Genomic DNA, 23,465 nt, shown 5'->3' with positions numbered 1-23,465 from the left:
CATACCCGGTATGCAGCAAGGAGTTCCGATGTCGGTACGTTCGAGCCTGTTGGCGATCCTGGAACAGGGTCCCTGCTACGGCTACCAGCTGCGCGCGGAGTTCGACCGCCGCACCGGATCGACCTGGCCCCTCAACGTGGGCCAGATCTACAACACCCTCGACCGCCTCGAGCGCGACGGCCTCGTCGAGAAGGGCGAGGTCGACGAGCAGGGTCACGTCTACTGGCAGATCACGGATGCCGGATCCGCCGAGGTCCGGGTATGGCTGGACGCTCCCGTCGAGCGGTCCCAGGGCACCCGCGACGAGCTGGCGATCAAGCTCGCCGTCGCCGCGACGCTGCCGGGCGTCGACCTGGCGGCGGTGATCCAGCGCCAGCGTTCCGCGTCGCTGCGGCAGCTGCAGGAGCTCAACCGCGCCAAGTACGCGGGTGCGAACCCCGACGGTCCCGAGGAGCTCGCGTGGTCCCTCGTCGTCGACTCGATGATCTTCTCCGCCGAGGCCGAGGTGCGATGGCTCGACCACACCGAGCAGCGGCTCGCCCGGCATCCTCATCGCACGATGGGGCTGGAGCTGTCCACCGAGACGCCCAAGCGGGGAAGGCCTGCCCGATCCGAGACGGGCACCACTGAGGCGGTCGTTCGATGAGCGCCGCCGTCCTGCAGCTGGTGGGGGTCACACAGCAGTACGGCGAGGGCGAGACGAGCGTCTCGGCACTGTCGGGCGTCGATCTGACGGTCGACAAGGGTGAGCTCGTCGCGATCATGGGAGCGTCCGGTTCGGGCAAATCCACGCTCCTGTCGATCGCGGGCGGGTTGCAGAAGCCCACCAGCGGCGAAGTCGTCGTCGAGGGGACGTACCTCTCGACGGCGACACGTCGCGATCTGGCGCAGCTACGGCGGCGCTCCCTGGGGTTCGTCTTCCAGGACTTCAATCTCATCCCGACCCTCACGGCGGTCGAGAACGTGACGCTGCCGCTGGAGCTCGACGGCTTCCGAGCCCGGGTGGCACGCCGTGCGGGTCGGGATGCGCTCGCGTCGGTCGGGCTCGAGGACAAGCTCGACTCCTACCCCGACGACCTGTCGGGAGGTCAGCAGCAGCGCGTCGCGATCGCCCGCGCGGTCGTCGGTGGTCGCCGGTTGATCCTTGCCGACGAGCCGACGGGTGCGCTGGACTCCGTCACGGGGGAGGCGGTCATGAAGATGATCCGCCACCGCGTCGATCAAGGGGCCGCCGGCATCCTCGTCACCCATGAGCCGCGGCACGCGGCGTGGGCGGACCGCATCGTCTTCCTCCGCGACGGCCGCATCGTCGACGAGTCGCAGCGCCGCGGCGCCGACGCCCTCCTGTCGGACGCGCGATGACCGCCGTGCAGGACCGGCCCCGAGCGGATGCCGGTGCCCGCCGCCGCACGGAGCGCCCGAAGCCCTCGCGCACGGCGCGCCTGCGGGTCTCGGTGCGCATCGCCCGGCGTCAGGTGCGCCGGACGTGGGTGTCGTCGCTGCTGATCATGTCGCTCATCGCGTTGCCCATCGCCGGGATGGCGGGGGTGGCGGTCATGGTCTCCAGCACGTTCGCCACCCCCGCGGAGCGCGTGATGGTGGAGCTGGGGCGGATGTCGGCTTGGGTCGAGCCCCTGTGGCCGGCGGAGTCCGGATTCTGGCAGAAGCCGGATGACCCCTACGAGTACGGCAACGCGTCGCAGTGGGGCGGCTCCGACGGGTCGAGTACGGCGGAGCTTCCCTCGGATCCGACGGCTGCGCTCGCGCCGGGGACCGAGGTCGTGCCGGTCTCGTTCGGGGAGGAGCGGATCGAGACGGTCGCCGGAAACGCTCGCGTGCGAGCCCTCGCGGGGGACGTGACGGACGACAGGTTCGAGGGCGCGTACGCGCTCACCGACGGTCGAGCTCCGTCCGATGATGGGGAGGTCGTCGTGACACCCGCCGTGCTCGAGCGAGCGGGGCTGACGATCGGGGGCACGCTGACCCTCACCGACGGTGAACGCGTCACCGTCTCAGGAACATTCGACGATGCCACCGCCGCCGACGCCGATCTCGTGCTCGCGTTCTGCGATGCAGGAAGATACAGCCCGATCCGCTCGTTCCTGCCCGACGCCGACATCGATTCGGTGCGCTTGAGCGCTCTGAACGCGGCGGGGTTCGGCGTGTACGCGCGAGATCTCGTCCTCGACCCGCCCCCGTTCGAGCGGCCGTTCGATGACTTCTCCATATCCACCACCGCGGAACAGGATCGGCAGCGCGAGCTCGCCCTCGCGGCAGGTGTAGGGGGCGGCGGCCTGGCAGCCGGGTACATGGTCGTCATGCTCGCCGGTGCGGCCTTCGCCGTCAGCGCCCGCCGCCAGCAGCGCGCCCTCGCGATCGCCGCGAGCGTCGGTGCCGAGCCCCGCGACCTGCGTCGGATCGTCCTCCTTCAGGGGGCGGTGCTCGGTCTCGTCGCCGGGGGCGTGGGCCTCGCCGTCGGCGTGGGCGGCGCTGGGGTCCTCATGCGCCTCCTCGACAACGGATCCGCGACGATGTTCTGGGGATTCCATGTGCCGTGGTTGCTTCTCGCGGGCGTGCTGATCTTCGCCGTCCTCGTCGGCTCCGCATCGGCGTGGGTGCCGGCGCGCACGGTCGGCAGGTCGGACACCATCACCGCGCTGCGCGGGGCGCGGCGGCCCATGACGGTCACGGCGGTGCGGCCTCTGTGGGGGTCTGTCCTGATCGTCATCGGTGTGGCGGTCACCATCGTCTCGGGCGTCGCGGCGGGCGCCATCTCGATCAGCGACACGATTCCCTGGGACTCGCCGCTGCGATGGATCCCCACCGTGGGGATCATCGGAGGCCCCATCCTCGCGCAGGTCGGCATCCTCGTCTCCGGCCGGTGGCTGCTCTGGCTCGCATCCCGTCTGCTCTCGAAGGTCGGGCTGGCCGCCCGGCTGGCATCGAGGGATGCGGTCGCGAACGGGGCGCGCACCGTCCCCGCCTTCGCCGCGATCGGTGCCACGGTGTTCGTCGGTGTGTTCGCCGTGGCCATGGGCATGATGTCGGCCGAGCAGTCCGCGCGGAACTACACCTACAGTGCTCCGGTGGGCACGGTCGTCGCGGACATCTCCGCGATGGGCGATCCCCTTCTGGCCGCGGACGATGCTCAGGATGCGGCGGAGTCGGTCGACCAGCTCTTCACCTCTTCCGGAGCGACGGCGATCGGTGTCGTGAGTGCGGAACAACCGCTCTACTTCGCCGAGTCCGTGGACGACATCCCGGCTGATCTGGAGCACGTGATGCTCGTCGCGCCGGCTCGGTCACTGGTGTCTCCCGACGAGGAAGGCTCCCGCGGGTTCGTCTATACCGGGAACGCGACCGACAACCTCTCCGTCGTGGCAGCGGACGATCTCGACGTGGCGATGGGGGTCACCTTGACCACGGATCAACGCGCCGCGTACGCCGCGGGAGCGGTCATCGTCGCCGACGACCGCTACATCACGGACGGCCAGGTCGACGTGGCCGCCTGGAGTGCCCGTGATGCCTACGAGGGCACCACCCCGAGCAACATCTGGGCGGACGAGGAGACCGCCGACCGGCAGTGGGAGCGCACGGCGACGGCACTCTCGGTGGCTGCGCCCCACCAGAACATCGTCGCGGCCATCGCCCCCGCGACCGCTCGTGAGTGGGGCGTCACGGCGGTGTCCCGGCAGGTGCTCGCTGTGTTCCCCGAGGGCTCCGACGTGAACTCGCAAGATCGTCTCTACGCTCTCGCCGAAGGGTTCGACACCGACGAGTACCAGGTCTCGATGTGGCGGGAGACCGGTCCCACCAGCGCCGCCGTCTGGCTCGTCCCCCTCCTTTCCGCCGTCGCGGTGCTCGTCCTCGGTGCGAGCGCCGTCGCCCTCGGCCTCGCGCGCTTCGAGCGGCGGCCCGACGACGCGACCCTCGCCGCCGTCGGCGGTACACCCGGCCTCCGGCGGCGCATCGGCCTGTGGCAGGGGCTCGTGATCGCCGGCTTCGGCACGTTCGCGGGGGCCGCCGCCGGCATCCTTCCGCCGATCGGGTTCTGGTTGCAATCGCAGACCTCCTACGAACCGATGGACTTGGCCGACATCCCGTGGTGGCTGCTCGGGGCGCTGGCGCTCGCCCTGCCGCTCGGCATCGCGCTCGTCAACTGGCTCGTGCCGCCGCGCGAGCCCGAGCTCACGCGACGCAACGTCATCGCGTGAGCCCGGCTCGATGATTCACAGGCGAGCGGATGCCTCGGTGAGCACGCTCCGCAGGATCCCCTCGATCTCGTCGAACTCCGCAGGGCCGATGGTCAGCGGCGGGGCGAGCTGGATCACGGGGTCGCCGCGGTCGTCGGCCCGGCAGTAGAGTCCCGCGTCGAAGAGGGCTTTCGACAGAAAGCCGCGGAGCAGCCGCTCGGACTCGGCGTCGTCGAAGGTCTCCTTCGTCGCCTTGTCCTTGACCAGTTCGATGCCGAAGAAGTAGCCGTCGCCGCGCACGTCGCCCACGATCGGCAGGTCGAGCAGACGCTCGAGCGACGCGCGGAAGGCGGGGGAGTTCTCGCGCACGTTCTGCAGCAGGCCCTCCTCCTCGAAGATATCGAGGTTCTCCATCGCGACCGCGGTCGACACCGGGTGCCCGCCGAACGTGTACCCGTGCGGGAACGAGGTCGTCCCGTGTGCGAAGGGCTCGTGGATGCGGTCGCTGATGATCGTGCCGCCCAGCGGCGAGTACCCGCTCGTGACCGCCTTCGCGAAGGTGATCATGTCGGGCTGGTAGCCGTACCGATCGGCGCCGAACCATTCCCCGAGGCGCCCGAACGCGCAGATCACCTCGTCCGACACGAGCAGCACGTCGTGACGGTCGCAGATCTCGCGAACACGCTGGAAGTACCCGGGCGGGGGCGGGAAGCATCCACCCGAGTTCTGCACCGGCTCCAGGAACACCGCCGCGACCGTGTCGGCGCCCTCGAAGAGGATCGCCTCCTCGATGCGGTCGGCCGCCCAGATGCCGTACTCCTCGGGCGTCGTGCCCGTGAAGCCTTGCTCGGCGGCGCGATACCAGTTGGTGTTGGGCACCCGGAATCCGCCGGGGGTCACCGGCTCGAACATCGACTTCATGCCCGGCAGTCCCGTGATCGCGAGAGCCCCCTGCGGGGTGCCGTGGTAGGCGATGAAGCGCGAGATCACCTTGTGCTTGGTCGGCTTGCCCTGCAGACGCCAGTACTGCTTGGCCAGTTTGAAGGCGGTCTCGACCGCTTCGCCGCCGCCCGTGGAGAAGAACACGCGGTTGAGGTCGCCGGGCGCGAGGTGCGCGAGCCGGTCGGCGAGCTCGATCGCCGACGGGTGGGCGTACGACCAGATCGGGAAGAAGGCGAGCTCCTCGGCCTGTCGAGCCGCCGCCTGCGCGAGGCGGGCGCGGCCGTGGCCGGCGGCGACGACGAACAGCCCCGAGAGCCCGTCGATGTACTTCTTGCCGCCCGCGTCCCAGATGTGGTGGCCTTCGCCCTTGACGATGATCGGGACGCCCGATCCCTCGGTCATCACGGACTGTCGCGCGAAGTGCAGCCACAGGTGGTCGCGGGCCATCGCCTGCAGGTCGGTCTCGGATGGTGCCATGGGTTCCTCCGGTACGTCGTGGGTGGGGTGGGGCGGATGCCGCCTGTCAGCGCATCGTGTCAGCGCATGGTGTCCAGGATCCCGACGAGGTCCTCGAACGTCGTGCGGGGGTTGAGGATCGCGAAGCGGGCGTTCGTGCGGCCGGCGTGGCCCGACGGCGTGACGAAGGCGTGCTGGTCGTCGAGGAGGCGGTTCGACCAGGCCGTGTAGTCGTCCTTGCTCCAGCCGCGCCGCTCGAAGACCACGACGCTCAACTGCGGGCGGCGCACGAGCTCGAGCTCGTCGCGGGACTCGATCTCGGCGGCGATGCGTTCGGCGAGCGAGATCGAGCAGGTGATCGCCTCGCGGTACACCTCGGCGCCGTAGGTGGCGAGCGAGAACCACAGCGGCAAGCCGCGGGCGCGGCGGGTGAGGTGCGCCGCGAAGTCGGACGGGCTCCAGTCGCTCGTCTCGGTGAGGGTGTCAAGGTACTCGGCGTGCTGGGTGTGCGCCCGGCGGCCGAGCTCGGGGTCGCGGTACAGCAGTGCGCAGGCGTCGAACGGGGCGAACAGCCACTTGTGCGGGTCGACGATGAGCGAGTCGGCGTGCTCGAGTCCGGCGAAGTAGTGACGCGCCTCGGGCGACAGCGCGGCGGCGAGCCCGTAGGCGCCGTCGACGTGCAACCACACACCGAACTCGCGGGTGACCTCGGCCACCGAGGCGATGTCGTCGACGATCCCGAAGTTCGTCGAGCCGGCCGTCGCCACCACCGCGAAGACGCTGTCGCCGTGCTCCTCGAGGGCGGCGCGCACCGCGTCGCCGTGCAGCACGCCACCGGCATCCGGCGCGACGGGCACGACCTCGACGTCCATGACGCGCGCCGCCGATGCGATCGACGAGTGCGCTTCCGCCGAGCAGACGACGCGCCAGTGGTCGGGACGGATGCCGCGTTCCCGCGCGGTCTCCCGCGCGGCGACGAGCGCCGAGAGGTTCCCGAGGGTGCCGCCCTGCACGAACACGCCGCCCGCCGTCGCCGGGAGGCCGAACTCCCCGGCGAGCCAGCGCAGCACCTCGTTCTCGGCGTGGACGGCGCCCGCGCCCTCGAGCCACGACCCGCCGTACAGCGCGCTCGCCGACACGACGAGGTCGAACGCGGCGGCCGCCTTCGACGGGGCGCTCGGGATGAAGGACAGGTAGCGCGGGTCGTCGGTCGTGATGCACGCCGGCGCGAGCACGTGCTCGAACACCCCCAGCGCCTTGCGCGCACCGATGCCCTGCTCGGTGATCGTCACACCCGCGAGGCGGGCGAGTTCGGCGGGTGGCAGCGGCTTGTCGAGCGGATTGTCGTCGGTGAGAAGGCGCTGGCGCGAGTAGTCGAGGACGAGGTCGACGATCTGACGGGTCTCGTCGGTCACGTCGTGCATGCGGGCGGGCTGGGTCATCGGTTCTCCGAGATGGTGCGGGGGAGCGCGGGAGTGCGCGGCGGTCGGGTCCGGCGGGACCCCAGACGTTCGAAGGCTACGCCGAGGCGCAGCAGGGAGGTGTCGTCGTAGGCGCGCCCGGCGATCGTGAGGCCCACCGGCATCCGGGTGTCGGCCATCGTGCCCATCGGGACGGTGACCGTGGGGATGCCGAGGTGCCGGATCGCGAGGTTGCCGTTCGCGATCCAGACGCCGTTGCGCCAGCCGAGGTCGGCGGAGGCGGGGTTCACGTCCATGTCGGCGGGGCCGACGTCGGCGACCGCGGGGAAGACGACGGCGTCGAGGCCGGCGGCATCCATCCACTCTTCGAGGTCGGTGCGGCGGATGCGCTCGAGGGCGCGGAGGCCGTCGGCGAGCTCGGGCATGTCGTCCAGGCCGGCGCCGGGGTGGGCGCGCACCCAGTCCGGGTACTCGGCGATGTCGTCGTCGAAGCCGGTGTAGCGGTCGGGCAGGGCCCCCGGCGGATGCGGGAAGATCGTGGCGCCGTCGACGTCGGCCAGCGTCGAGAGGGCGGGGTCGCCGTTCGCGGCCAGGAAGTCGTCCCACGACCATGCCGACAGGTCGACGATCTCGCGCTGCAGGAATCCCTCCGGCACGCGGTCCGCGATCGTCGGTGCCCCGGCCCGGTCGCCCTCGTAGCGGCTAACGACGGGGAAGTCGACCTCGACGACGGTCGCCCCGGCGGCCTCGAGGTCGGCCCGCGCCGCACGCCACAGCTCGAGCACCGACTCCCGGGTCTCGATGCGCCGACCGGTGGGGCCCCCGATGCCGGCGCCGGTTCCGGCATCCGGGTCTGCGTTGATGTACATCCGCGGGATGCCGAGACGCACCCCTGCGAGCGACGCACCCTCCGCGAGAGCAGGGTACGACGCCGGCCGCACTGCGGAGGCGGCGGGCAGGTCGACCCACGGCTGCACGCGCCAGAAGTCTCCCCGGGTCTCGTGGTCGTCGGCGACGATGACCTCGAGCACCTCGAGCAGGTCGGCCATCGTGCGGGTGTGCGGGACGACCACGTCCATCGTCGGCACGAGCGGCCAGTTGCCGCGCACCGAGACGACCCCGCGAGAGGGGGTGTAGGCGCACAGGGCGTTGTTCGAGGCGGGGCCTCGGCCCGACGACCAGGTCTCCTCCCCGAGCCCGAAGGCGGCGAAGCTCGCGGCCGTCGCCGTGCCCGAGCCGTTGGACGAGCCCGACGCGAACGGCGCGGTGAGCCACTCGGCGTTGTACGGGCTCTCGGCGCGCCCGTAGACGCCGCGCTGCATGCCGCCGTTCGCCATCGGCGGCATGTTCGTGAGTCCGAGGCAGATCGCGCCCGCGGCGCGCAGCCTCTCGATGGTGAACGCGTCGCGCTGCGCGACCAGGTCGGCGAAGGCGGGCGAGCCGGCGGCGGCGGTCAGGCCGCGCACGAGGTAGCTGTCCTTGGCCGTGTACGGAATCCCGTCGAGCGGCCCGAGGCTCTCGCCGCGCGCGCGACGGGCGTCGGAGGCCGCCGCCTCGGCGCGCGCCTCGGGGTTGCGCACGACCACGGCGCCCAGCGCCGTCGCGGTCTCGGGCCCGTCGTAGGCGTCGATGCGCGCGAGGTAGGCGTCGACGAGCTCGACCGCGGTGGTCTCGCCCGACTCCAGCGCTGTCCGGAGGTCGGCGATCGAGGCCTCGACGACGTCGATCACGCGGTCACCGCCGGCTGCTGCTGCGTGATGCAGTGGATGCCGCCGCCTCGGGCGAACAGGCCACGGGCGTCGACCGTGACGATCTCGCGGCCCGGGTAGGCCTCGGCGAGGATCGCTCGCGCCTGCGCGTCGGCGCGCTCCTCGCCGAACCCGCACGCGATGACGCCGCCGTTCACGACGAGGTGGTTGACGTAGCTCCAGTCGACCGGACCGTGCGCGTCGGTGAGGGTCTCGGGTGCGGGGAGCGAGACGATCTCGAAGCGGCGACCGGCGGCATCCGTCTGCTCCTCGAGCTCGGAGCGCAGCTGCGCGGTGACGGCGTGGTCGGGGTGGGCGGGGTCGCGCTGGTCGTGCAGCAGGATGCGGCCGGGCGAGGGGATCGTCGCGACGATGTCGATGTGCCCATTGGTGCCGAAGTCGTCGTAGTCACGGGTCAGGCCGCGGCTCAGCCAGACGGGCGTCGTGGCGCCGAGGGTGCGCGCCATCTCGGCCTCGACGCGCGCGCGGTCGGCGAAGGGGTTCCGGCGCGGATCGAGCTGCACCGTCGCAGTGAGCAGGACGGTCCCCTCGCCGTCGACGTGGATGCCGCCGCCCTCATTCACGAGCATCGACGAGACGAGCTCCGCTCCCACCTCGCCGGCGATCAGGCGGGCGTGCGCGGCGGAGTCCTGCCACTGCGCCCAGTCCGGGGCGCCCCAGCCGTTGAAGATCCAGTCCACCGCGCCGAGGACGCCGGGGCGCTCGTCGTCGACGACGAAGGTGGGGCCGTGGTCCCGCATCCAGTACTCGTCGACCGGGGCCTCGAGGAGCGTCACGTCCGCGGGCAGCATGCGGCGCGCCCGCGCCGTCTCGGTCGGGTCGACGACCATCGTGACCGGCTCGAACCGGGCGACGGCGGCGGCGACGGCGCTCCACGTCGCGTAGCCTTCCTCGCGCTCGGCGTCGGTGTCGCCGAGGGTGAGACCCGCACGGGGGAACGCCATCCACGTGCGCTCGTGCGGGGTGGTCTCGCTCGGCATCCGCCAGGCCATGGCGTCTCCCTCGGGTGTCGGGTAGCTTATTGATCGTTTGATCAACAAGGGGAGGCTATCGAGTCCATGTCACAGGCGTCAATCGCGCACCGGACGCGCAAGACCCCGGCCGAGCGCCGCGACGAGATCGCCGCCGCGGCGCGGGAGATCGCCCTCGAGGAGGGCCTCGACGCCGTGACCCTGCGGGCGGTGGCCGCCCGCGTCGGAGTGGCCGCCGGGCTTGTCGCGCACCACGCCGACGGGATGGACGTCCTCGTGGCCGAGGCCTTCGGCGCCGTCGTCGCCGACGAGCTTCGTACTGTACGGGCCGCGATGAGGGTGACGGATGCCGCGACGGCGCGTCTCGGCATCCTGCTCGACACCGTCTTCGGCGAGGAGCCGAGCGCCGTCACGCTCGTCTGGGTGCAGGGGTGGGCGCTCGGCACCCGCAACGAGCAGCTCGCCATCCGGGTGCGCGCCGAGATGGACGCGTGGCAGCGGGCGCTCGCCGCCGAGATCGAGCGCGGCCGCAAGCGCGGCGAGTTCGCCACCGTCGACGCCGACGCGATCGCCTGGCACCTGCTCGCGATCATCGACGGCCTCGGTGCGCAGGGCCTCGTCCGCTGGCGCGACGATCCCACGCGCACCGACCTGACGCGACGCGCACTCGCCGCGCTGCTCGGCGTACCCGCCGACGCGCTGCACCCCTGACCGCGGGCCGGGCCCCGGTCAGTCGGGGCGAGAGATGTCGAGGGTGACGAAGTTCGTCCCGGGGACGGGGCGGACCTCGAACGTCGCGCCGTCCAGCGTGCCGGGCGGGAGATCGAAGCGCTCCTCGAGCGCGCCCCGGCTCAGTCGGCGCAGCTCGGCCGCTTCGCCGGCGGGGGCGAGGAACTCCATGTCACCGCTGCTCGTCTGACCGTAGGCATCGGGGTTGTCCTGCCCGATGGCGTCCTCGTACAGCTCCTCTACGACCTGCCCGGGAACCTTCTTCGGGGTGCCGAGCACCTCCTTCAGCACGTCGCGCGGGGTCTCCCGCACCGCCTGGCCGACCGAGGTCCCGAGGTCGCGCGCGACGTCGTAATCCGGTGCGGCGTGGCGGCCGGTGCGGCCGAGCTGCTCACGCCCGCGCGTGACGTCCGTCAGCATGTCGTACTTCTTCGCGTGGCTGGTGACCGGCGCGTCGCGCCGGTGCCGGCCGGCGTCGGCGCTGTTGCGCCGATCCGTCCCCCGGATGCGAGCGGCGTCGGCGCGATGCTTGCCGCCGCGCTTGCGGAACGCGCTGCCGAACCCCTTCTTGAACTCGCGGCCGGCACCGTCGACGGCATCGACGATCTCGCGCATGAGCTTCTTCATCGTCATGTCAGTCTCCCGAGATCTGCAGGTTGGCGAGGTCGGCGAGCAGCCGATCCGTGCGGTCCTCGATGTCGACGGCCTGCGCGTCCATCTCGTCGGCCGCGGCCTCGAGGGCCTCGAGGTCGGCCTCGAACTCATCCACGTCGCCGATGGCGCCCTCCACGACGGGGGCGTCCATGAGGGCCATGACGATCACCGGGACCTGCTCGACGAGCGGCTCGACCGCGAGCGGAAGCACTTCGTTGATGACCTGCTCGAGCGTCGCCTCCATCGCCATCGCGAGCAGCTTCTTGCGTGCGAGCAGCAGCACCGCCGCGCCGCCCGCTCCGAAGGGACCTGCGGCGAGCAACGGGACGAGCTGCATCAGGGTCAGGGTCACCTCGGCGATCACCTTGATCTTCATCGCCAGGACGATGCCGACCGCGATGTCGATCCCGGTCGCTGCGGGGCCGAGCACGTCGAGGAGCTTCTGCATGTTGTCGGAACGGTTGCGGTTCCACCCCTCGACCTGCGCCGTGCCGGCGTTCCCCTGCAGCGCCGTGGCCAGGTCGCCGTTCACACGGTTGTCGACGGCCTGGATGATCGACTCCATGTCATCGCGATAGCCGCGCACGAGATCGGCCGCCTTGTGGACCTCGTCCTCGTCGATGTCGGGCCACTCCAGCCCCATCTTGTCCATGATCCAGATCAGCTCATTGGGCAACATCATCCCCACGGGAACCACCTCCGCCACCGACGCTAGTGAGCGCGACCCCCCGAGCGCGATGGGGAGAACGCCCCATTCCGCCCGCGCTCGCGAGACGTCGCAGATGGTCGTCTCGCCGCCCGTCGCGCGACCATCTGCGACGTCTCGACCCGACGGGAACGGCTGTCTTCGGGAGGGGATGGATGCCGGTGGCGTCGGCGTGGTCACCGAACTCCCCAGCCGGTCGACTGCGGGTCGGGGTCAGACGCCGCTGAGCTCACGCAAGGTGTACTGGGCGGGCACGCGATCGTCGCGGTAGTAGGCGATGAACAGGTCTGCTGCTTCGTCGAGGGTGAAGACCTCGTTCGTGAAGACCCGCGTGCTGTGCCGGCCGCTGTCCCATCGGATCGTTTCCGTCGGCTCCGACGGGAGTCTCGTGGCGGGTTTGCCGACGGTGTACTGGTGCGCCGCGCCGAACGTGTCGACGGAGCGGACTTCGACCGTCACGCCCGCCGCATCGCCCGCGCACTGAATGTAGTTCTCCGCCGGAGGCAAGCTCGCCCGAAGGTTCGCACCTTCGGGCGCACGCCAGAGGCTGAGTGCCCAAAAGGAGGTGCCGTCCATCTGCGTCAGGGTGAACCGGATCTGCTCCTCGAAAGGCCGCAGATTATCGATCAGGGGGAACCTGCTCGAACCGTTCTCCTGGAAGATGTGCGTCGGCGTGCTCAAGGTACCTCCTGCAGGATCACATCGACGATCCTAATCCGGTCACCGTTGAGCACCGCGTAGGCCGGGTTGTCGCCGCTGATCGCGTCGTCGAACCCCTGCTGCGCGGGGTTTCTCGTCGCCGAGCCGCTCTTGATCTCCACGCCCGTCCATGTGCCGTCGGTATTGCGGAACAGCCCGTCGAAGCGGCGAACCTGGGGGACGTCGGTGCCGGGTCGGTTGTGCCCCGGGATGCCGGCATTGACCTGATCGCGAACCACCGGCGCGCCGTAGCGACGCTCGATGATGTCGAGGCCCTGGCCCTCCTTGTCGACCCACGGGCGGTTGCCGCTTCCGACGAAGTGGCCGTAGTCGTCGCGCCCGTCACCGCGATCGACGCCGCGCCGGCGCTCACCGCCGGACCCCGACCCGTCGCCGTCGAACCGGTTCGTGTGGGGAACGGTCGGGGCATCCAGGTCGACGGTGTTCCCGTCGAGCACGTCCACGTCGCTGTTCGTCCGGGTGACGTGGGTGTCGATCTTGCGGGTGACGCCGGTGTCGAGGCGGACGTGCAGATCATCCGCGCCGCGGCGCAGCGCGTCGAGGGCGTCTTTCACGGCGCGGCCGGCGGCGCTCATGATGCATCACCTCCGAGATCGAGCGAGCCCAGGTCCGAGATGAAGGTCGCCGTCAGTTGCTGGAGATCGGCGCTGTGGGTGCCCAGCGCCGACTGCGCGTTGCTCAGCGCCTCCAGATCGGCGTAGAACTCGTCCGAGTCGCCGACCTGACCTTCGACGACCGGCGCATCGAGGACGGCGTCGATGATGGCCGGGAGCTCGCCCGCCAGGGGTTCGATCACCATGGGCGCGAGCTGTGCGATCAACTCCTCGACGACGGTGTCGACGGCCGCGTTGAGCAGCTTCTTCTTGATGATCAGCATGGGACCCGCGCCTGCGGCGGTGATCGGGTTGCTGAGCATGCCGATGAGGGCGAGGGCGGTGGTGGTGACGTCCGCGATGACCTTGATCTTCAGGCCGAGGACGACGCCCGCCCCCACGTCCATCGCGGTCGCGGCGGGGGGCATGATGTCGACGAGCTTCTGCAGGTTCTGGGAGCGCGTGGTGTTCCATGCCGCGACGGTCGCCGGACCTGCCTGACCGCGCAATGCGGCGCTGAGGTCGTTGTTGACCACGCGGTCGACCGATTGGATCACGCCCTCGAGTTCGCCGCCGAAGGTCCGAACGATCGTGGCGGCGCGACGGACCTCGTCCTCGTCGATGTCGGGCCACTCGAAGCCGAGCTTCTGCATGATCCAAACGAGCTCGTTCGGCAACATCATGCCCATGACGACCCCCCTCCGCATCCCGACGGTAGGCGCGGAGGGCACGGCGGGGAATGGGGAGAACTCCCCATCACCCGAACCGACTCGAACCGCGGTCATCCAGACGGGAGGGGCGCCGTTCGCGTCGGGTCGGCGGTCACCGGCCGGCGATGAGGTCGGCGAGGCGGGCGACGGGCGAGGTGCCGCCGCCGCGGTCCTCGTGCGCGTCGGCGAAACGGTAGGCGCCGTAGATGCCGTGCACCGCGAGCCAGCGCAGGGGCTCGGGCTCCCACCGCCGGGTGCGGTGGCCGACCCAGGGCAGCGACACCAGGTCGGAGTCCTCGCCGAGCACGAGATCGGCGAGCGTGCGACCGGCGAGGTTCGTCGTCGCGACGCCGGTCCCCACGTAGCCGCCCGCCCACCCGAGCCCGCTCGACCGATCGAAGCCGACCGTCGCGGCCCAGTCCCGGGGCACGCCGAGCACGCCCGACCAGGCGTCCTCGACCGGCACGTCGGATGCCGCCGGGAAGAAGCGCCGCAGCAGGTCGGTCAACGACGCCACGGTCTTCGCCGGCGTCGCGCCGTCGGTGTCGAGCCGCGAGCCGTAGCGGTAGGGCACGCCGCGACCACCGAACGCGATACGGCCGTCGGCGGTGCGCTGCGCGTACATGTACACATGCGCGGCGTCGCCGAGGGTCGCGGCATCCGACCACCCGATCTGCTCCCAGGCATCCGCCGGCAGCGGGGCCGTGACGATCATCGACGAGTTCATCGGCAGCCACGTGCGGTGCTCTCCGCGCAGGTCGGTCGTGAACCCCTCCGTCGCGCGGATCACCGCGCTCGCGCGCACGACGCCGCGGTCGGTCACGGCCCGCCCGGGCAGGATCTCGGCGACGGCGGTGTCCTCGTGGATCGTGACACCGCGCCGCTCGACGGCCGCGGCCAGTCCGGTGAGCAGCTTCACCGGGTGGATGCGAGCGCAGTGCGGATGCCACACCGCGCCGAGCGTGCCGGCGACCCGCACGTGCTCCGCGGTGCGCGCGGCATCCCACCGCTCCACGTCGGCGCCGGGCCATGCCGACTCGGCCGCGAACATCGCGTCGAGGCGGGCGAGCTGCGCGGGGCTGCGGGCGATCGTCAGCTCGCCGCCCGCGCGGATGTCGGCGTCGATGCCCTCGGCGGCGGCGACCCGGATCACCTCGTCGACGGTGTCGTTCATGGCGCGCTGCTGGCGGATGCCGCCCTCGCGCCCGTAGCGCTCGCGCCCGCCCGTGACGGAGTTCGTCAACCAGCCGCCGTTGCGCCCCGAGGCCCCGAAGCCGGCGTACCGGCGCTCGAGCACCGCGATGCGCAGGTCGGGGCGCCGCTCGGCGAGGTAGTAGGCCGCCCACAGTCCGGTGTACCCGGCGCCGACGATCGCGACGTCGACGTCGAGGTCACCGGCAAGAGGTGTGCGCGCCGGGACGGCTCCGTGGTCACGCCACCAGTGCGAGACGGCGCTCACAGATTCTCCTTCTGTGCCGGGCCGCAGCGGGACGCGGCGGCGGTCATCCGGACGGATCGTCCGGAACGGTTAGGCTGAGCGCACCTGTGCTCCCTGGACCCGAACGGCGAGTATCGATGCTTCCCCCCGACGACGATCGGATGCCGGAGCGGACCGAACGTCCGGACGGCGCCGTCAGCCTGCCCCGGGTGCGGGAGGTGCTCGCGCTGAGCGCGGTGCAGTCCGGCCGGCCGGAGGTGCTGGTGGGGGGACCGGCCCTCGACGCGCTCGTGCGGTGGGTGCACGTCTCGGACAGTCCGGGTGTCGCCCGCCTGCTGAACGGCGGGGAACTGCTGCTCTCGACGGGCTCGGCCTGGCCCGACGACCCCGACGGGCTGGCCGCGTTCGTCGGGGAGCTCGCCCGTGCGGGACTGTCGTGCCTCGTCCTCGAACTCGGCACCCACCACGCGCAGGTGCCGAGCGCGGTCGTGGCGACGGCCGGAGAAGCCGGTCTGGCCCTGATCGCCCTGCACCGCGAAGTGAAGTTCGTCGCGATCACCGAGGCGGTGCACCGCCGTATCATCGACGACCAGTCCGCGGCCCTGCGGGTACGCGAGGAGGTGCGGTCGCGGTTCACGGCGCTGGCCCTGCGGGGCGCGCCCGCGGACGACATCGTCGCCCAGGTCGCCCATGTGCTGTCGGCGCCCGTCGTCCTCGAGACACTGGCGCACGACGTCGTCGTCGCCGAGGTTCCCGCCGCGATCGAGGAGGAGACGCTCACCCGGTGGGAGGTCCGCTCCCGGCTGGCGCACCGCGGAGCGGGGGAGCCGGACTGGCTCATCGTGCCGGTCGAGGCGCGCGGGACCCGGTGGGGGCACCTCATCGCCCTGCCCGGCCCGCCCCATGCCGCCGGCCGGCTCAACGTCGTCGAGCAGGGGGCACTGGCGCTCTCGTTCGGTCGTCTCACGGAGGGCGGCGCGGCGGAGTGGGGACGCATCGGCCGCAGTCAGCTGCTCGACCGATTGGTCCGCGGCCGCTTCGGCGCCCGCGGACCGGTGACGGCGCGGGTCGAGGCGGCGGGGCTGCCCGTCGACGGATCCCAACTGCGCGGGGTGGTCGTCACCGGTGTCACGCCCGACCCGCAGGTCGCCGATGAGGCGGCGCGCCGTCTCGGCGGCCGCGCGCTCGCCGGGTCGCCCGCCGGCACCGGGGTCGCGATGCTCCTGTCGTTGCCGACCCGTGACGCGTTCGACGACGACGCCGCCCGTGCGTTCGCCGTCGGCCTCGGCGGGGATGCCGATCGGATCGTCCTGTCCGTCGGCTCCGCCGCGACCGGACTGGATGCCGGGCTCGCGTCGTTGCAGGAGGCGATCGACCTCGCCCGCGGGGCGTCGGCGCCGCACTCCGGCGGTCCGCACGTGCGGCGCGCGGAGGACCGTCCGCTCGCGCGGCTCATCACCGCCCTGCGCGACGACCACCGCGTCATCGAGCACGGCGAGCGGATGCTCGCACCCCTCATCGACTACGACCTCGCCCGGTCGGGTGACCTGCTGGACGTGCTGGAGGCGATGCTCGCCCATCCCGGTAATCGCACGGCCGCGGCATCCGCGTCGCACCTGTCGCGGTCGGTGTTCTACCAGCGGATCGCGCTCATCCAAGACCTGCTGGGCGCCGACCTCGACGACGGCGAGGTGCAGACCGCGCTGCACCTGGCCCTGCTCGTGCGTCGCGCGACGGTGGGCTGAGGCCACGTCACGCGCCACTCGTCACGTACACCTTGCGCAGGGTCTCGGTGACCGTCCACACCGTCGCGGTGCCGGCACTGAGGCGGCCGACGGTGCCGGGGACGAGGGTGAGCTCGCCGCCCGCCCATCGCACGGTCGCGCGACCCGAGAGCACGACGAACACCTCGTCGGCCTCGACGTCGCTCGATGTTCCGGGGGTGTGCTCCCACACGCCGACCGCGTCGGTCAGCTCGACGTATCCCGCCTCGGGTGCGCCGTCGACGACGTGGTCCACGGGGAGCGGCGAGAGCGGGATGACGAGGGATGCGGCATCCTGCACCGTCTGCGGCTCGAGGGTGCTCACGAGTCGAACCCGAGACCGAGGGCGTCCAGGGTTCGCAGCAGCGCGTTGCGCCGACCGCGGTGATGGTCGGCACGGTCGAGAGACCATCGGGTCGCCTCGATGCCGATCGCGGCCACCGGTTCGGGCGGGAACGGGAGGGGGCGTCGGCGCACCATCTCGAGGGCGGTCCGTTCGGTCTCCCGTCCGTTCAGCAGGTCGAGCATCACGTCGGCGGCGAATCGCGTCGACCCCACGCCCAGGCCGGTGAACCCGGCGGCGTACGCGACGCGCCCGCGTCGGGCGGTGCCGAAGAACGCCGTGAACTGCGTCGAGGTGTCGATCGCTCCGGCCCAGCGGTGCGAGAAGCGCAGCCCCTCGAGCTGCGGGAACGTCGTGAAGAAGTGGCTCGCGAGCCGGCGCCACGACTGCGGGCGGTCCTCGTAGCGCGGGTCGACCCGCCGGCCGTAGTGGTAGACGGCGTCGTAACCGCCGAAGAGGATCCGCCCGTCGCGTGTCGGCCGGTAGTAGTGGAACTGGTTGGCCATGTCGCCGATGCCCTGGCGGTTGCGCCATCCGATCGCGTCCCACTGCGCCTCGGTGAGCGGCTCGGTCATGAGGACGTAGTCGTAGACCGGCACGGTCATGAGGCGGTTGCGGCGCAGCAGCGAGGGGAAGACGTTCGTGGCGAGCGCGGCGTGCGCGGCATCCACCCGCCCGTCGTCGGTGACGACCGACACACCGCCGGCGGACGGGGTCTCGAGGGACCGGACGTGGGTGCGCTCGGCGATGACGACGCCGCGCTCCTCGCACGCGCGGGCGAGTTCGGCCGCCATCAGACCGGGGTGCACGAGCGCCGTCGTGTCCTTCTCCCACACGGCGCCGAGATAGGTCGGCGAGTCGACCTCGCGCCGGGTGGCCGCCTCGTCGAGCAGCGTCACGTGCGGATCGTCGGCGGCCCACTCCTCGAGCCAGGGCAGCTGGTGCTCCTCGACCGCGGGGGCGAGTTGACCGGTGCGCTCGAACTGCACGTCGATGCCGTACTCGCCCTCGGCGGCGGCGATCGCGTCGAGGTTCTCGCGCCCGAGCCGGTCGAGCGTCGGCATCTCGTCGGGCCAGCGCGCCTGTCCGTTCTCGGGACCGTGGGTGAGGCTCGCCTCGCAGAACCCGCCGTTGCGTCCCGAGGCCGCCCACCCGACCCGGTTCGCCTCGAGCACGACCACGCGCAGGCCCGGGTCGCGGGTGACGGCGAGCAGCGCCGTCCACAGGCCCGTGTACCCGGCGCCGACGACCACGAGGTCGGCGCGGTGGGTGCCGCGCAGCGCGGGTCGGTCCGGGCGCAGGGTGCGGGGCACGTCCTCGGTCCAGAACACCGCATGACGGCTGCCGTCGAGGCTGCGGTCGAGGACGGATGCCGCCGGTGGCCGCCGCTCGAAGACCGTCGTGTGGGCGCTCACGCGTCCTCCGACGCGTACACGCGCGAGCCGTCGACGAAGGTCTGCAGGACGCGCGTCGCCCCGATGAGCTCGGGAGGCCCGGCGAACGGGTCGCGGTCGAGGACCGCGAGGTCGGCGGCCTTGCCGACCTCGATCGTCCCGGTCGTCTCGTCGAGGTGGTTCACCCAGGCCGAGCCCGCCGTGTAGGCCGTGAGGGAGGTGGCGAGGTCGATGGCCTGCTCGGGCAGGAACGCCTCGTAGTCGCCCTCCTCGTGGCCCGGTGCGGCCGTGCGGTTCACCGCCGTGTGGATGGCCGCGAGCGGGTCGGGTGTCGAGACCGACCAGTCGCTGCCCGCCGCGAGGACCGCCCCGGCGCGGAGGAGGTCGCCGAACGGGTACTGCCACGCGATCCGCGGGTCGCCGAGGAAGGGGAGGGTCAGATCGATCATCTGCGGCTCGTACGTCGCCCAGAGGGACTGCATGTTCGCGGCGACCCCGAGCTCGCGGAACCGGGCGACGTCGTCGGGATGCACGACCTGCAGGTGCGCGATGTGGTGCCGGCCGTCGCTGCGACCGTTGCGGGCGATCGCGTGCTCCACCGCATCGAGGCACTGCCGCACGGCGCGGTCGCCGATGGCGTGGAAGTGCACCTGGAACCCGAGCGCGTCCAGCTGCGGCACCGCCTCGTTCAGGATCTCGGGGTCGACGAACGAGATGCCCGAATTGTCGGTCGGGTGGCCGTGACCGTCGTGGTAGGGCGCGAGCATCGAGGCGGTGAAGTTCTCGGCCACGCCGTCCTGCATGATCTTGATGCTCGTCGCCTGGAAGCGGCCGTGGCTGAAGCGCTCCCGGCGTTCGACGAGCGAGGGGATCTGCTCGAGCCCCGCCGTTCGGTCCCACCAGAGCGCGCCGACCACCGTGCCCGTGAGCGAGCCGTCACGGGCGGCGTCGCGGTAGGTCTCGCCCTGGTCGACGAGGTCGCTGTAGGTCCCGACGATCGCGTCCTGCCAGGCCGTGATCCCGAACGAGTGCAGGTAGCGCTGGCCGGCCAGGAGCGCCTCGCGCAGGAAAGCGGGGGACGGGTCGTCGATCAGCCGGTTCACGAGCGACATGGCGCCTTCGTGGAGCGTGCCGGTCGGGTGACCGTCGGCATCCCGTTCGATCCGTCCGTCGTCGGGATCGGGGGTGTCGCGGTCGATGCCGGCGAGCCGGAGAGCGGCCGAGTTCACCCAGGCCCCGTGCCCGTCGCGGTTGGGGAGGAAGGCGGGCCGATCCGGCAGGACGCGGTCGAGCACGGCCGCGGTGGGGGTGCCGCCGGGGAAGGCGGACATCGCCCAGCCGCCGCCGAGGATCCACTCCTCATCGGGGTGGGATGCCGCGTACTCCGCGATCGTGGCGAGGTACTCCGCCTCGGCCGTTCCCTCGCCCAGGTCGCAGCGGAGCAGCTCGAGGCCGCCCGAGACGGGGTGCACGTGCGCGTCCTGGAAGCCCGGCACCAGCAGGCGTCCGGCGAGGTCGACCACCTCGGTGCGCGGTCCGATGAGGTCGGAGAGGTCGTGCCCCACCGCGACGATCCGGCTCCCCGAGACGGCGACGGCCGACGCGCGGGATCGGACGGTGTCGGCGGTGAACACGGGGCCGCCCGTAGAGACGAGATCAGCGGATGCCACGGTCATCCTCCTCCCATGGTGCGGGCGATGTCGGTGGCCGAGTCGCCGGCCCGGCGCAGGACGAGCGCGACGACGGCCAGGGCGACGAGGGTGAGCAGCAGCATGACGGTCGAGACCGCCGCGATCTCGGGACGCAGCCCCGACCGCACCGCGCTGAGGACGTACACCGGCCACGGCGTCGACCCCGACACCTGCACGAAGGCGGCGATGACGGTGTTGTCGAGGCCAAGGGTGAACGAGAGCAGGAAGCCGGCGAAGACCGCGGGCGCGGCCAGGGGCAGCGTCACGCGGCGGAAGGTCGTCAGCGGTGAGGCGTACAGGTCGCTCGAGGCCTCCTCGAGATTCGCCTCCTGCCCGACGAGCCGGGCGCGAACGAGGTACGACACCACCGCGGTCGAGAAGAGCGAGGCGCCGATCGACAGCCGCACGATGCCGTCGTTGAAGACGGCCAGGCCGGCATCCTGCCCGAGCATGACGAACCACGGGAGGAGGGCGACGGCGTCGACGATCTCGGGAGTGACCGAGACGAACAGCAGCAGCCCCAGGAACCACCACACCCACTTGCCGGGGTGGCGGGCCATCGCGATGCCCGCGAGGGTCCCGAGGACGGTCGCGATGGCGGCCGAGAAGGCGGCCGTCACGATCGACACCCGCACGGCGTTCTGCACCGCGGGCTTGTCGAGGATCGTCGCGAAGGCGTCGAGCCCGAAGCCGTCCCACGACACGAGCAGGCGACCCGTGTTGAACGAGTAGACGACGATCACGATGATGGGGGCGAACAGGAAGAGCACGACGAGCACGCCCCAGACGTTCAGGGCGACATCGCTCCAGGAGCGGTGGGGTCGGCGGTCGCTGCCGGGCAGCGTGCCCTCGCTGCGGCGGAGGATCGCCTCGGTCTTGGTGGTGACGCTCATGCCGGGATCTCCAGACGATTCCGCAGCCGCATCGGCAGTAGGACGAGCCACACGAGGGCGGCGGCGACGCCGATGCTCAGGGCGATGACGAGCATGAGGACGACGGCCATCGCCGATCCCAACGCCCAGTTCTGGGCGGTCTGGAACTGACTCGCGACGAGCTGGCCGACCATGTTGCCCTGCGCGCCGCCGAGGACGGTCGCGGTGATGTAGTCGCCCATGAGGGGGATGTAGACCAGAAGCACTCCCGCGACGATGCCGGGTCGCGAGAGGGGAAGCGTCACCCGGGCGAAGGTCGCGAACTTGCCGGCGCCGAGGTCCTTCGACGCCTCGCGCACGAGAGGGCCGACACGATCGAAGGCGACGAACAGCGGCAGGATCATGAGCGGCAGGTAGTTGTAGACGACCCCCAGCAGGACCGCACCGCGCGTGTAGAGCAGGTCGAGCGGTCCGTTCAGCAGCCCGAGCTGCTGCAGCGTGGACGAGAGCCATCCCTCCGGCGCGATGATGACCTGCCACCCGATGGTGCGGACGAGGAAGTTCGTCCAGAACGGGATGAGGATCAGGGCGAGCAGGATGCCGCGGCGCTGCGGTCGCACCTTGAAGGCCATCCAGTACGCCACCGGTGCGCCGATGACGAAACACAGCGCGGTGCCGAGCACCCCCACCCAGAGGGTGTTCTGGAAGGTCGTGAAGAACGTCGGCGACAACGCCTCGAGATATCGGTCGAATGAGAGCACGTCGTTCGCGTGCGTCCCGAAGATCCCGGGCTTGTAGCCGAAACTGAACCAGACGACCAGCAAGACGGGGGCGACGAAGAAGGCGACCAGCCATGCCCAGGCGGGCAGGGCGAGCAGGCCGCCGAGCGAGCGTCTACGCACCCGCAGCGGCCTTCATCTCGTTCCAGATCTCGACGCGCGTCGTCTGCGAGTCGTTGAGCTGCTGCTCGTGCATCGTCGCGAGCTGGGCCTCGGTAAAGAAGATGAGGTCGGTCAGCTCCATCCCGGCGCCCTCCGCCTCGGACTGCATGTCCTTGCCGCCGACGTTGTAGCCGATGTAGTCGAGCGACAGCATGAGCGACTCGGGGGTGAGCGAGTAGTTGATGAACGCGTGCGCGGCTTCGGGATGCGGGGCGCCCGCCGCGATCGCCCAGTTGTCCATCCACAGCTCGGTGACGGGGCCGGGGAGGACCCACTGCCAGCGGTCGGGCTCGCTCGATTCGAGCAGCCCCAACCGGGCATCGCCGTTCCACGCCTGCATCAGCACCTGCGTGCCCTGGGGGATGGCGTTCGTGCCGGGGTAGGAGTCGAAGGCCGAGATGTGGGGCGCGATCTCGTTCACGAGGAACGCGCGGCAGGCCTCGAGCTCGTCGGCGTCCTCCGTGTTCCAGTCGAGGTCGTTCGCCCAGAAGTAGGCGCCGATGATGCCCGCCGGGTCGTCCGACATGCTCGTCCGGCCGCTCGCCTCGTTCTGGGCGGCGTCGAAGAAATCCGACCAGGTCTTCAGTTCGCGGGTGATGACGGTCTTGTCGTACACGAAGCCGGTCGTGCCCCACGCCTTGCAGACCGAGTACTCGTTCTCGGGGTCCCAGGCGCGGCCGAGCGAGGACGGGTCGAGGTTCGAGAGGTTCGGCAGAAGGTCCTTGTTGAGCTCCGTCAGGAGGCCGTTCTCGATCATCTGCGGGATGAAGACACCGGTGGGGACCACGATGTCGTAGCCGCTGGTGCCCTTCGCCGCGACGAGCTTCGCGATGAGTTCCTCGTTGGAGCTGTACGAGTCGAGCGAGACCTTCGGTCCGAGGGAGCTCGTGAAGCCCGAGACGACGTCGGGGGAGTCGTAGTCGCCCCACGTGTAGACCGAGAGCGCGTCCTCGAGGGCTCCGCCGCTGGCCTGCGCCTGCGGGCCGGTGCTCGACCCGCCCCCGGGCGCGCACGCGGCCAGGAGGGCGGCCGCCCCGCCGAGGGCCGCGAGGCTGAGGACCTGACGACGGGAGATCTCGCGACGGATGAAGGGGATCGCATCGGCGTGGGCGAGGACGCGGATCGGGTTCGGCTCGGTCATCGGGTGCCTCCGGGTCGG

General features: G+C 71.3%; 21 protein-coding genes. 5 read left to right on the top strand and 16 right to left on the bottom strand.

Going from position 1 to position 23,465, the window contains the following annotated elements; all coding sequences use genetic code 11:
• Positions 1 to 28: 28 nt before the first annotated feature.
• The 3 genes from ACIGEP_RS15720 to ACIGEP_RS15710 are packed head-to-tail and all read left to right on the top strand — an operon-like array spanning position 29 to position 4,214.
• Positions 29 to 646 carry a PadR family transcriptional regulator gene (locus ACIGEP_RS15720; RefSeq protein ID WP_396662562.1) on the top strand — a complete coding sequence of 206 codons (618 nt, stop codon included), beginning with the start codon at positions 29 to 31 and terminating at the stop codon, positions 644 to 646.
• Entirely contained in the window at positions 643 to 1,362 is a 720-nt protein-coding gene (locus ACIGEP_RS15715) for an ABC transporter ATP-binding protein (protein WP_366222497.1), read from the top strand. The genes ACIGEP_RS15720 and ACIGEP_RS15715 overlap by 4 nt, the downstream gene beginning before the upstream one ends.
• Positions 1,359 to 4,214 carry an FtsX-like permease family protein gene (locus ACIGEP_RS15710; RefSeq protein ID WP_396662561.1) on the top strand — a complete coding sequence of 952 codons (2,856 nt, stop codon included), beginning with the start codon at positions 1,359 to 1,361 and terminating at the stop codon, positions 4,212 to 4,214. Before ACIGEP_RS15715 ends, ACIGEP_RS15710 begins: the two co-directional genes overlap by 4 nt.
• 15 nt (positions 4,215 to 4,229) lie before the next feature.
• Here the strand turns inward: ACIGEP_RS15710 and ACIGEP_RS15705 are convergent, their stop codons facing one another.
• The 4 genes from ACIGEP_RS15705 to ACIGEP_RS15690 are packed head-to-tail and all read right to left on the bottom strand — an operon-like array spanning position 4,230 to position 9,773.
• Positions 4,230 to 5,612 carry an aspartate aminotransferase family protein gene (locus tag ACIGEP_RS15705; RefSeq protein WP_396662560.1) on the bottom strand — a complete coding sequence of 461 codons (1,383 nt, stop codon included), beginning with the start codon at positions 5,610 to 5,612 and terminating at the stop codon, positions 4,230 to 4,232.
• 59 nt (positions 5,613 to 5,671) lie between these two features.
• On the bottom strand, positions 5,672 to 7,033 hold the full coding sequence (locus ACIGEP_RS15700) for a pyridoxal phosphate-dependent decarboxylase family protein (RefSeq protein ID WP_396662559.1): 1,362 nt from the start codon (positions 7,031 to 7,033) through the stop codon (positions 5,672 to 5,674).
• The gene (locus tag ACIGEP_RS15695) at positions 7,030 to 8,742 is read right to left on the bottom strand and encodes an amidase (RefSeq protein WP_396662558.1); all 1,713 of its coding nucleotides are present in this window, start codon (positions 8,740 to 8,742) and stop codon (positions 7,030 to 7,032) included. Before ACIGEP_RS15695 ends, ACIGEP_RS15700 begins: the two co-directional genes overlap by 4 nt.
• Positions 8,739 to 9,773 (bottom strand): agmatine/peptidylarginine deiminase, encoded by a 1,035-nt coding sequence (locus ACIGEP_RS15690; RefSeq protein ID WP_396662557.1) that lies wholly within the window; start codon positions 9,771 to 9,773, stop codon positions 8,739 to 8,741. Before ACIGEP_RS15690 ends, ACIGEP_RS15695 begins: the two co-directional genes overlap by 4 nt.
• A 66-nt stretch (positions 9,774 to 9,839) precedes the next feature.
• Here ACIGEP_RS15690 and ACIGEP_RS15685 point away from each other — a divergent pair, with 66 nt between their 5' ends.
• Positions 9,840 to 10,463 carry a TetR family transcriptional regulator C-terminal domain-containing protein gene (locus ACIGEP_RS15685; RefSeq protein WP_396662556.1) on the top strand — a complete coding sequence of 208 codons (624 nt, stop codon included), beginning with the start codon at positions 9,840 to 9,842 and terminating at the stop codon, positions 10,461 to 10,463.
• An 18-nt stretch (positions 10,464 to 10,481) separates the two neighbouring features.
• Here ACIGEP_RS15685 and ACIGEP_RS15680 read toward each other — a convergent pair whose 3' ends face one another.
• From ACIGEP_RS15680 to ACIGEP_RS15655, 6 genes are all read right to left on the bottom strand, one after another.
• Positions 10,482 to 11,114 (bottom strand): hypothetical protein, encoded by a 633-nt coding sequence (locus ACIGEP_RS15680; protein ID WP_396662555.1) that lies wholly within the window; start codon positions 11,112 to 11,114, stop codon positions 10,482 to 10,484.
• A 1-nt stretch (position 11,115) separates the two neighbouring features.
• Positions 11,116 to 11,817 carry a hypothetical protein gene (locus ACIGEP_RS15675; protein ID WP_396662620.1) on the bottom strand — a complete coding sequence of 234 codons (702 nt, stop codon included), beginning with the start codon at positions 11,815 to 11,817 and terminating at the stop codon, positions 11,116 to 11,118.
• Between the two features lie 237 nt (positions 11,818 to 12,054).
• Entirely contained in the window at positions 12,055 to 12,522 is a 468-nt protein-coding gene (locus tag ACIGEP_RS15670) for a hypothetical protein (protein ID WP_396662554.1), read from the bottom strand.
• Positions 12,519 to 13,136: a hypothetical protein gene (locus ACIGEP_RS15665; RefSeq protein ID WP_396662553.1), complete on the bottom strand. Its 618-nt coding sequence runs from the start codon at positions 13,134 to 13,136 to the stop codon at positions 12,519 to 12,521. The genes ACIGEP_RS15670 and ACIGEP_RS15665 overlap by 4 nt, the downstream gene beginning before the upstream one ends.
• Positions 13,133 to 13,843 carry a hypothetical protein gene (locus ACIGEP_RS15660; RefSeq protein ID WP_396662552.1) on the bottom strand — a complete coding sequence of 237 codons (711 nt, stop codon included), beginning with the start codon at positions 13,841 to 13,843 and terminating at the stop codon, positions 13,133 to 13,135. The genes ACIGEP_RS15665 and ACIGEP_RS15660 overlap by 4 nt, the downstream gene beginning before the upstream one ends.
• A 133-nt stretch (positions 13,844 to 13,976) precedes the next feature.
• A complete protein-coding gene (locus tag ACIGEP_RS15655; protein WP_396662551.1) occupies positions 13,977 to 15,323 on the bottom strand; it encodes an NAD(P)/FAD-dependent oxidoreductase in 1,347 nt (448 codons plus the stop codon).
• 116 nt (positions 15,324 to 15,439) lie between these two features.
• On the opposite strand from ACIGEP_RS15655, the gene ACIGEP_RS15650 reads away from it, so the two are divergent.
• The gene (locus ACIGEP_RS15650) at positions 15,440 to 17,047 is read left to right on the top strand and encodes a PucR family transcriptional regulator (RefSeq protein WP_396662550.1); all 1,608 of its coding nucleotides are present in this window, start codon (positions 15,440 to 15,442) and stop codon (positions 17,045 to 17,047) included.
• Between the two features lie 7 nt (positions 17,048 to 17,054).
• Here ACIGEP_RS15650 and ACIGEP_RS15645 read toward each other — a convergent pair whose 3' ends face one another.
• Genes ACIGEP_RS15645 through ACIGEP_RS15620 form a run of 6 tightly spaced genes read right to left on the bottom strand, consistent with a single transcriptional unit; the run spans position 17,055 to position 23,447 of the window.
• Positions 17,055 to 17,390 carry a cupin domain-containing protein gene (locus ACIGEP_RS15645; protein WP_396662549.1) on the bottom strand — a complete coding sequence of 112 codons (336 nt, stop codon included), beginning with the start codon at positions 17,388 to 17,390 and terminating at the stop codon, positions 17,055 to 17,057.
• On the bottom strand, positions 17,387 to 18,823 hold the full coding sequence (locus ACIGEP_RS15640) for an NAD(P)/FAD-dependent oxidoreductase (RefSeq protein ID WP_396662548.1): 1,437 nt from the start codon (positions 18,821 to 18,823) through the stop codon (positions 17,387 to 17,389). The genes ACIGEP_RS15645 and ACIGEP_RS15640 overlap by 4 nt, the downstream gene beginning before the upstream one ends.
• Entirely contained in the window at positions 18,820 to 20,478 is a 1,659-nt protein-coding gene (locus ACIGEP_RS15635) for an amidohydrolase (protein WP_396662547.1), read from the bottom strand. Before ACIGEP_RS15635 ends, ACIGEP_RS15640 begins: the two co-directional genes overlap by 4 nt.
• Positions 20,475 to 21,386, bottom strand: coding sequence for an ABC transporter permease (locus tag ACIGEP_RS15630; protein ID WP_396662546.1), 912 nt, complete (start codon positions 21,384 to 21,386; stop codon positions 20,475 to 20,477). Before ACIGEP_RS15630 ends, ACIGEP_RS15635 begins: the two co-directional genes overlap by 4 nt.
• Positions 21,383 to 22,267 (bottom strand): ABC transporter permease, encoded by an 885-nt coding sequence (locus ACIGEP_RS15625; RefSeq protein ID WP_396662545.1) that lies wholly within the window; start codon positions 22,265 to 22,267, stop codon positions 21,383 to 21,385. The genes ACIGEP_RS15630 and ACIGEP_RS15625 overlap by 4 nt, the downstream gene beginning before the upstream one ends.
• Positions 22,260 to 23,447, bottom strand: a complete 1,188-nt coding sequence (locus ACIGEP_RS15620; protein ID WP_396662544.1) for a spermidine/putrescine ABC transporter substrate-binding protein — start codon at positions 23,445 to 23,447, stop codon at positions 22,260 to 22,262. Before ACIGEP_RS15620 ends, ACIGEP_RS15625 begins: the two co-directional genes overlap by 8 nt.
• Positions 23,448 to 23,465: the final 18 nt, after the last annotated feature.

The organism is Microbacterium sp. NPDC077663, assembly GCF_044542795.1.
Taxonomy (GTDB): Bacteria; Actinomycetota; Actinomycetes; order Actinomycetales; family Microbacteriaceae; genus Microbacterium.
This window is presented reverse-complemented; position numbering and strand designations above follow the sequence as displayed.

What these genes read in the sequence shown, in the direction of transcription:
- ACIGEP_RS15690 (WP_396662557.1), bottom strand. Translation starts at nt 9,773, where the DNA reads ATGGCCTGGCGGATGCCGAGCGAGACCACCCCGCACGAGCGCACGTGG.
- ACIGEP_RS15715 (WP_366222497.1), top strand. Translation starts at nt 643, where the DNA reads ATGAGCGCCGCCGTCCTGCAGCTGGTGGGGGTCACACAGCAGTACGGC.
- ACIGEP_RS15700 (WP_396662559.1), bottom strand. Translation starts at nt 7,033, where the DNA reads ATGACCCAGCCCGCCCGCATGCACGACGTGACCGACGAGACCCGTCAG.
- ACIGEP_RS15660 (WP_396662552.1), bottom strand. Translation starts at nt 13,843, where the DNA reads ATGGGCATGATGTTGCCGAACGAGCTCGTTTGGATCATGCAGAAGCTC.
- ACIGEP_RS15675 (WP_396662620.1), bottom strand. Translation starts at nt 11,817, where the DNA reads ATGATGTTGCCCAATGAGCTGATCTGGATCATGGACAAGATGGGGCTG.
- ACIGEP_RS15680 (WP_396662555.1), bottom strand. Translation starts at nt 11,114, where the DNA reads ATGACGATGAAGAAGCTCATGCGCGAGATCGTCGATGCCGTCGACGGT.
- ACIGEP_RS15630 (WP_396662546.1), bottom strand. Translation starts at nt 21,386, where the DNA reads ATGAGCGTCACCACCAAGACCGAGGCGATCCTCCGCCGCAGCGAGGGC.
- ACIGEP_RS15720 (WP_396662562.1), top strand. Translation starts at nt 29, where the DNA reads ATGTCGGTACGTTCGAGCCTGTTGGCGATCCTGGAACAGGGTCCCTGC.
- ACIGEP_RS15665 (WP_396662553.1), bottom strand. Translation starts at nt 13,136, where the DNA reads ATGAGCGCCGCCGGCCGCGCCGTGAAAGACGCCCTCGACGCGCTGCGC.
- ACIGEP_RS15685 (WP_396662556.1), top strand. Translation starts at nt 9,840, where the DNA reads ATGTCACAGGCGTCAATCGCGCACCGGACGCGCAAGACCCCGGCCGAG.
- ACIGEP_RS15635 (WP_396662547.1), bottom strand. Translation starts at nt 20,478, where the DNA reads ATGACCGTGGCATCCGCTGATCTCGTCTCTACGGGCGGCCCCGTGTTC.
- ACIGEP_RS15710 (WP_396662561.1), top strand. Translation starts at nt 1,359, where the DNA reads ATGACCGCCGTGCAGGACCGGCCCCGAGCGGATGCCGGTGCCCGCCGC.
- ACIGEP_RS15705 (WP_396662560.1), bottom strand. Translation starts at nt 5,612, where the DNA reads ATGGCACCATCCGAGACCGACCTGCAGGCGATGGCCCGCGACCACCTG.
- ACIGEP_RS15650 (WP_396662550.1), top strand. Translation starts at nt 15,440, where the DNA reads ATGCTTCCCCCCGACGACGATCGGATGCCGGAGCGGACCGAACGTCCG.
- ACIGEP_RS15620 (WP_396662544.1), bottom strand. Translation starts at nt 23,447, where the DNA reads ATGACCGAGCCGAACCCGATCCGCGTCCTCGCCCACGCCGATGCGATC.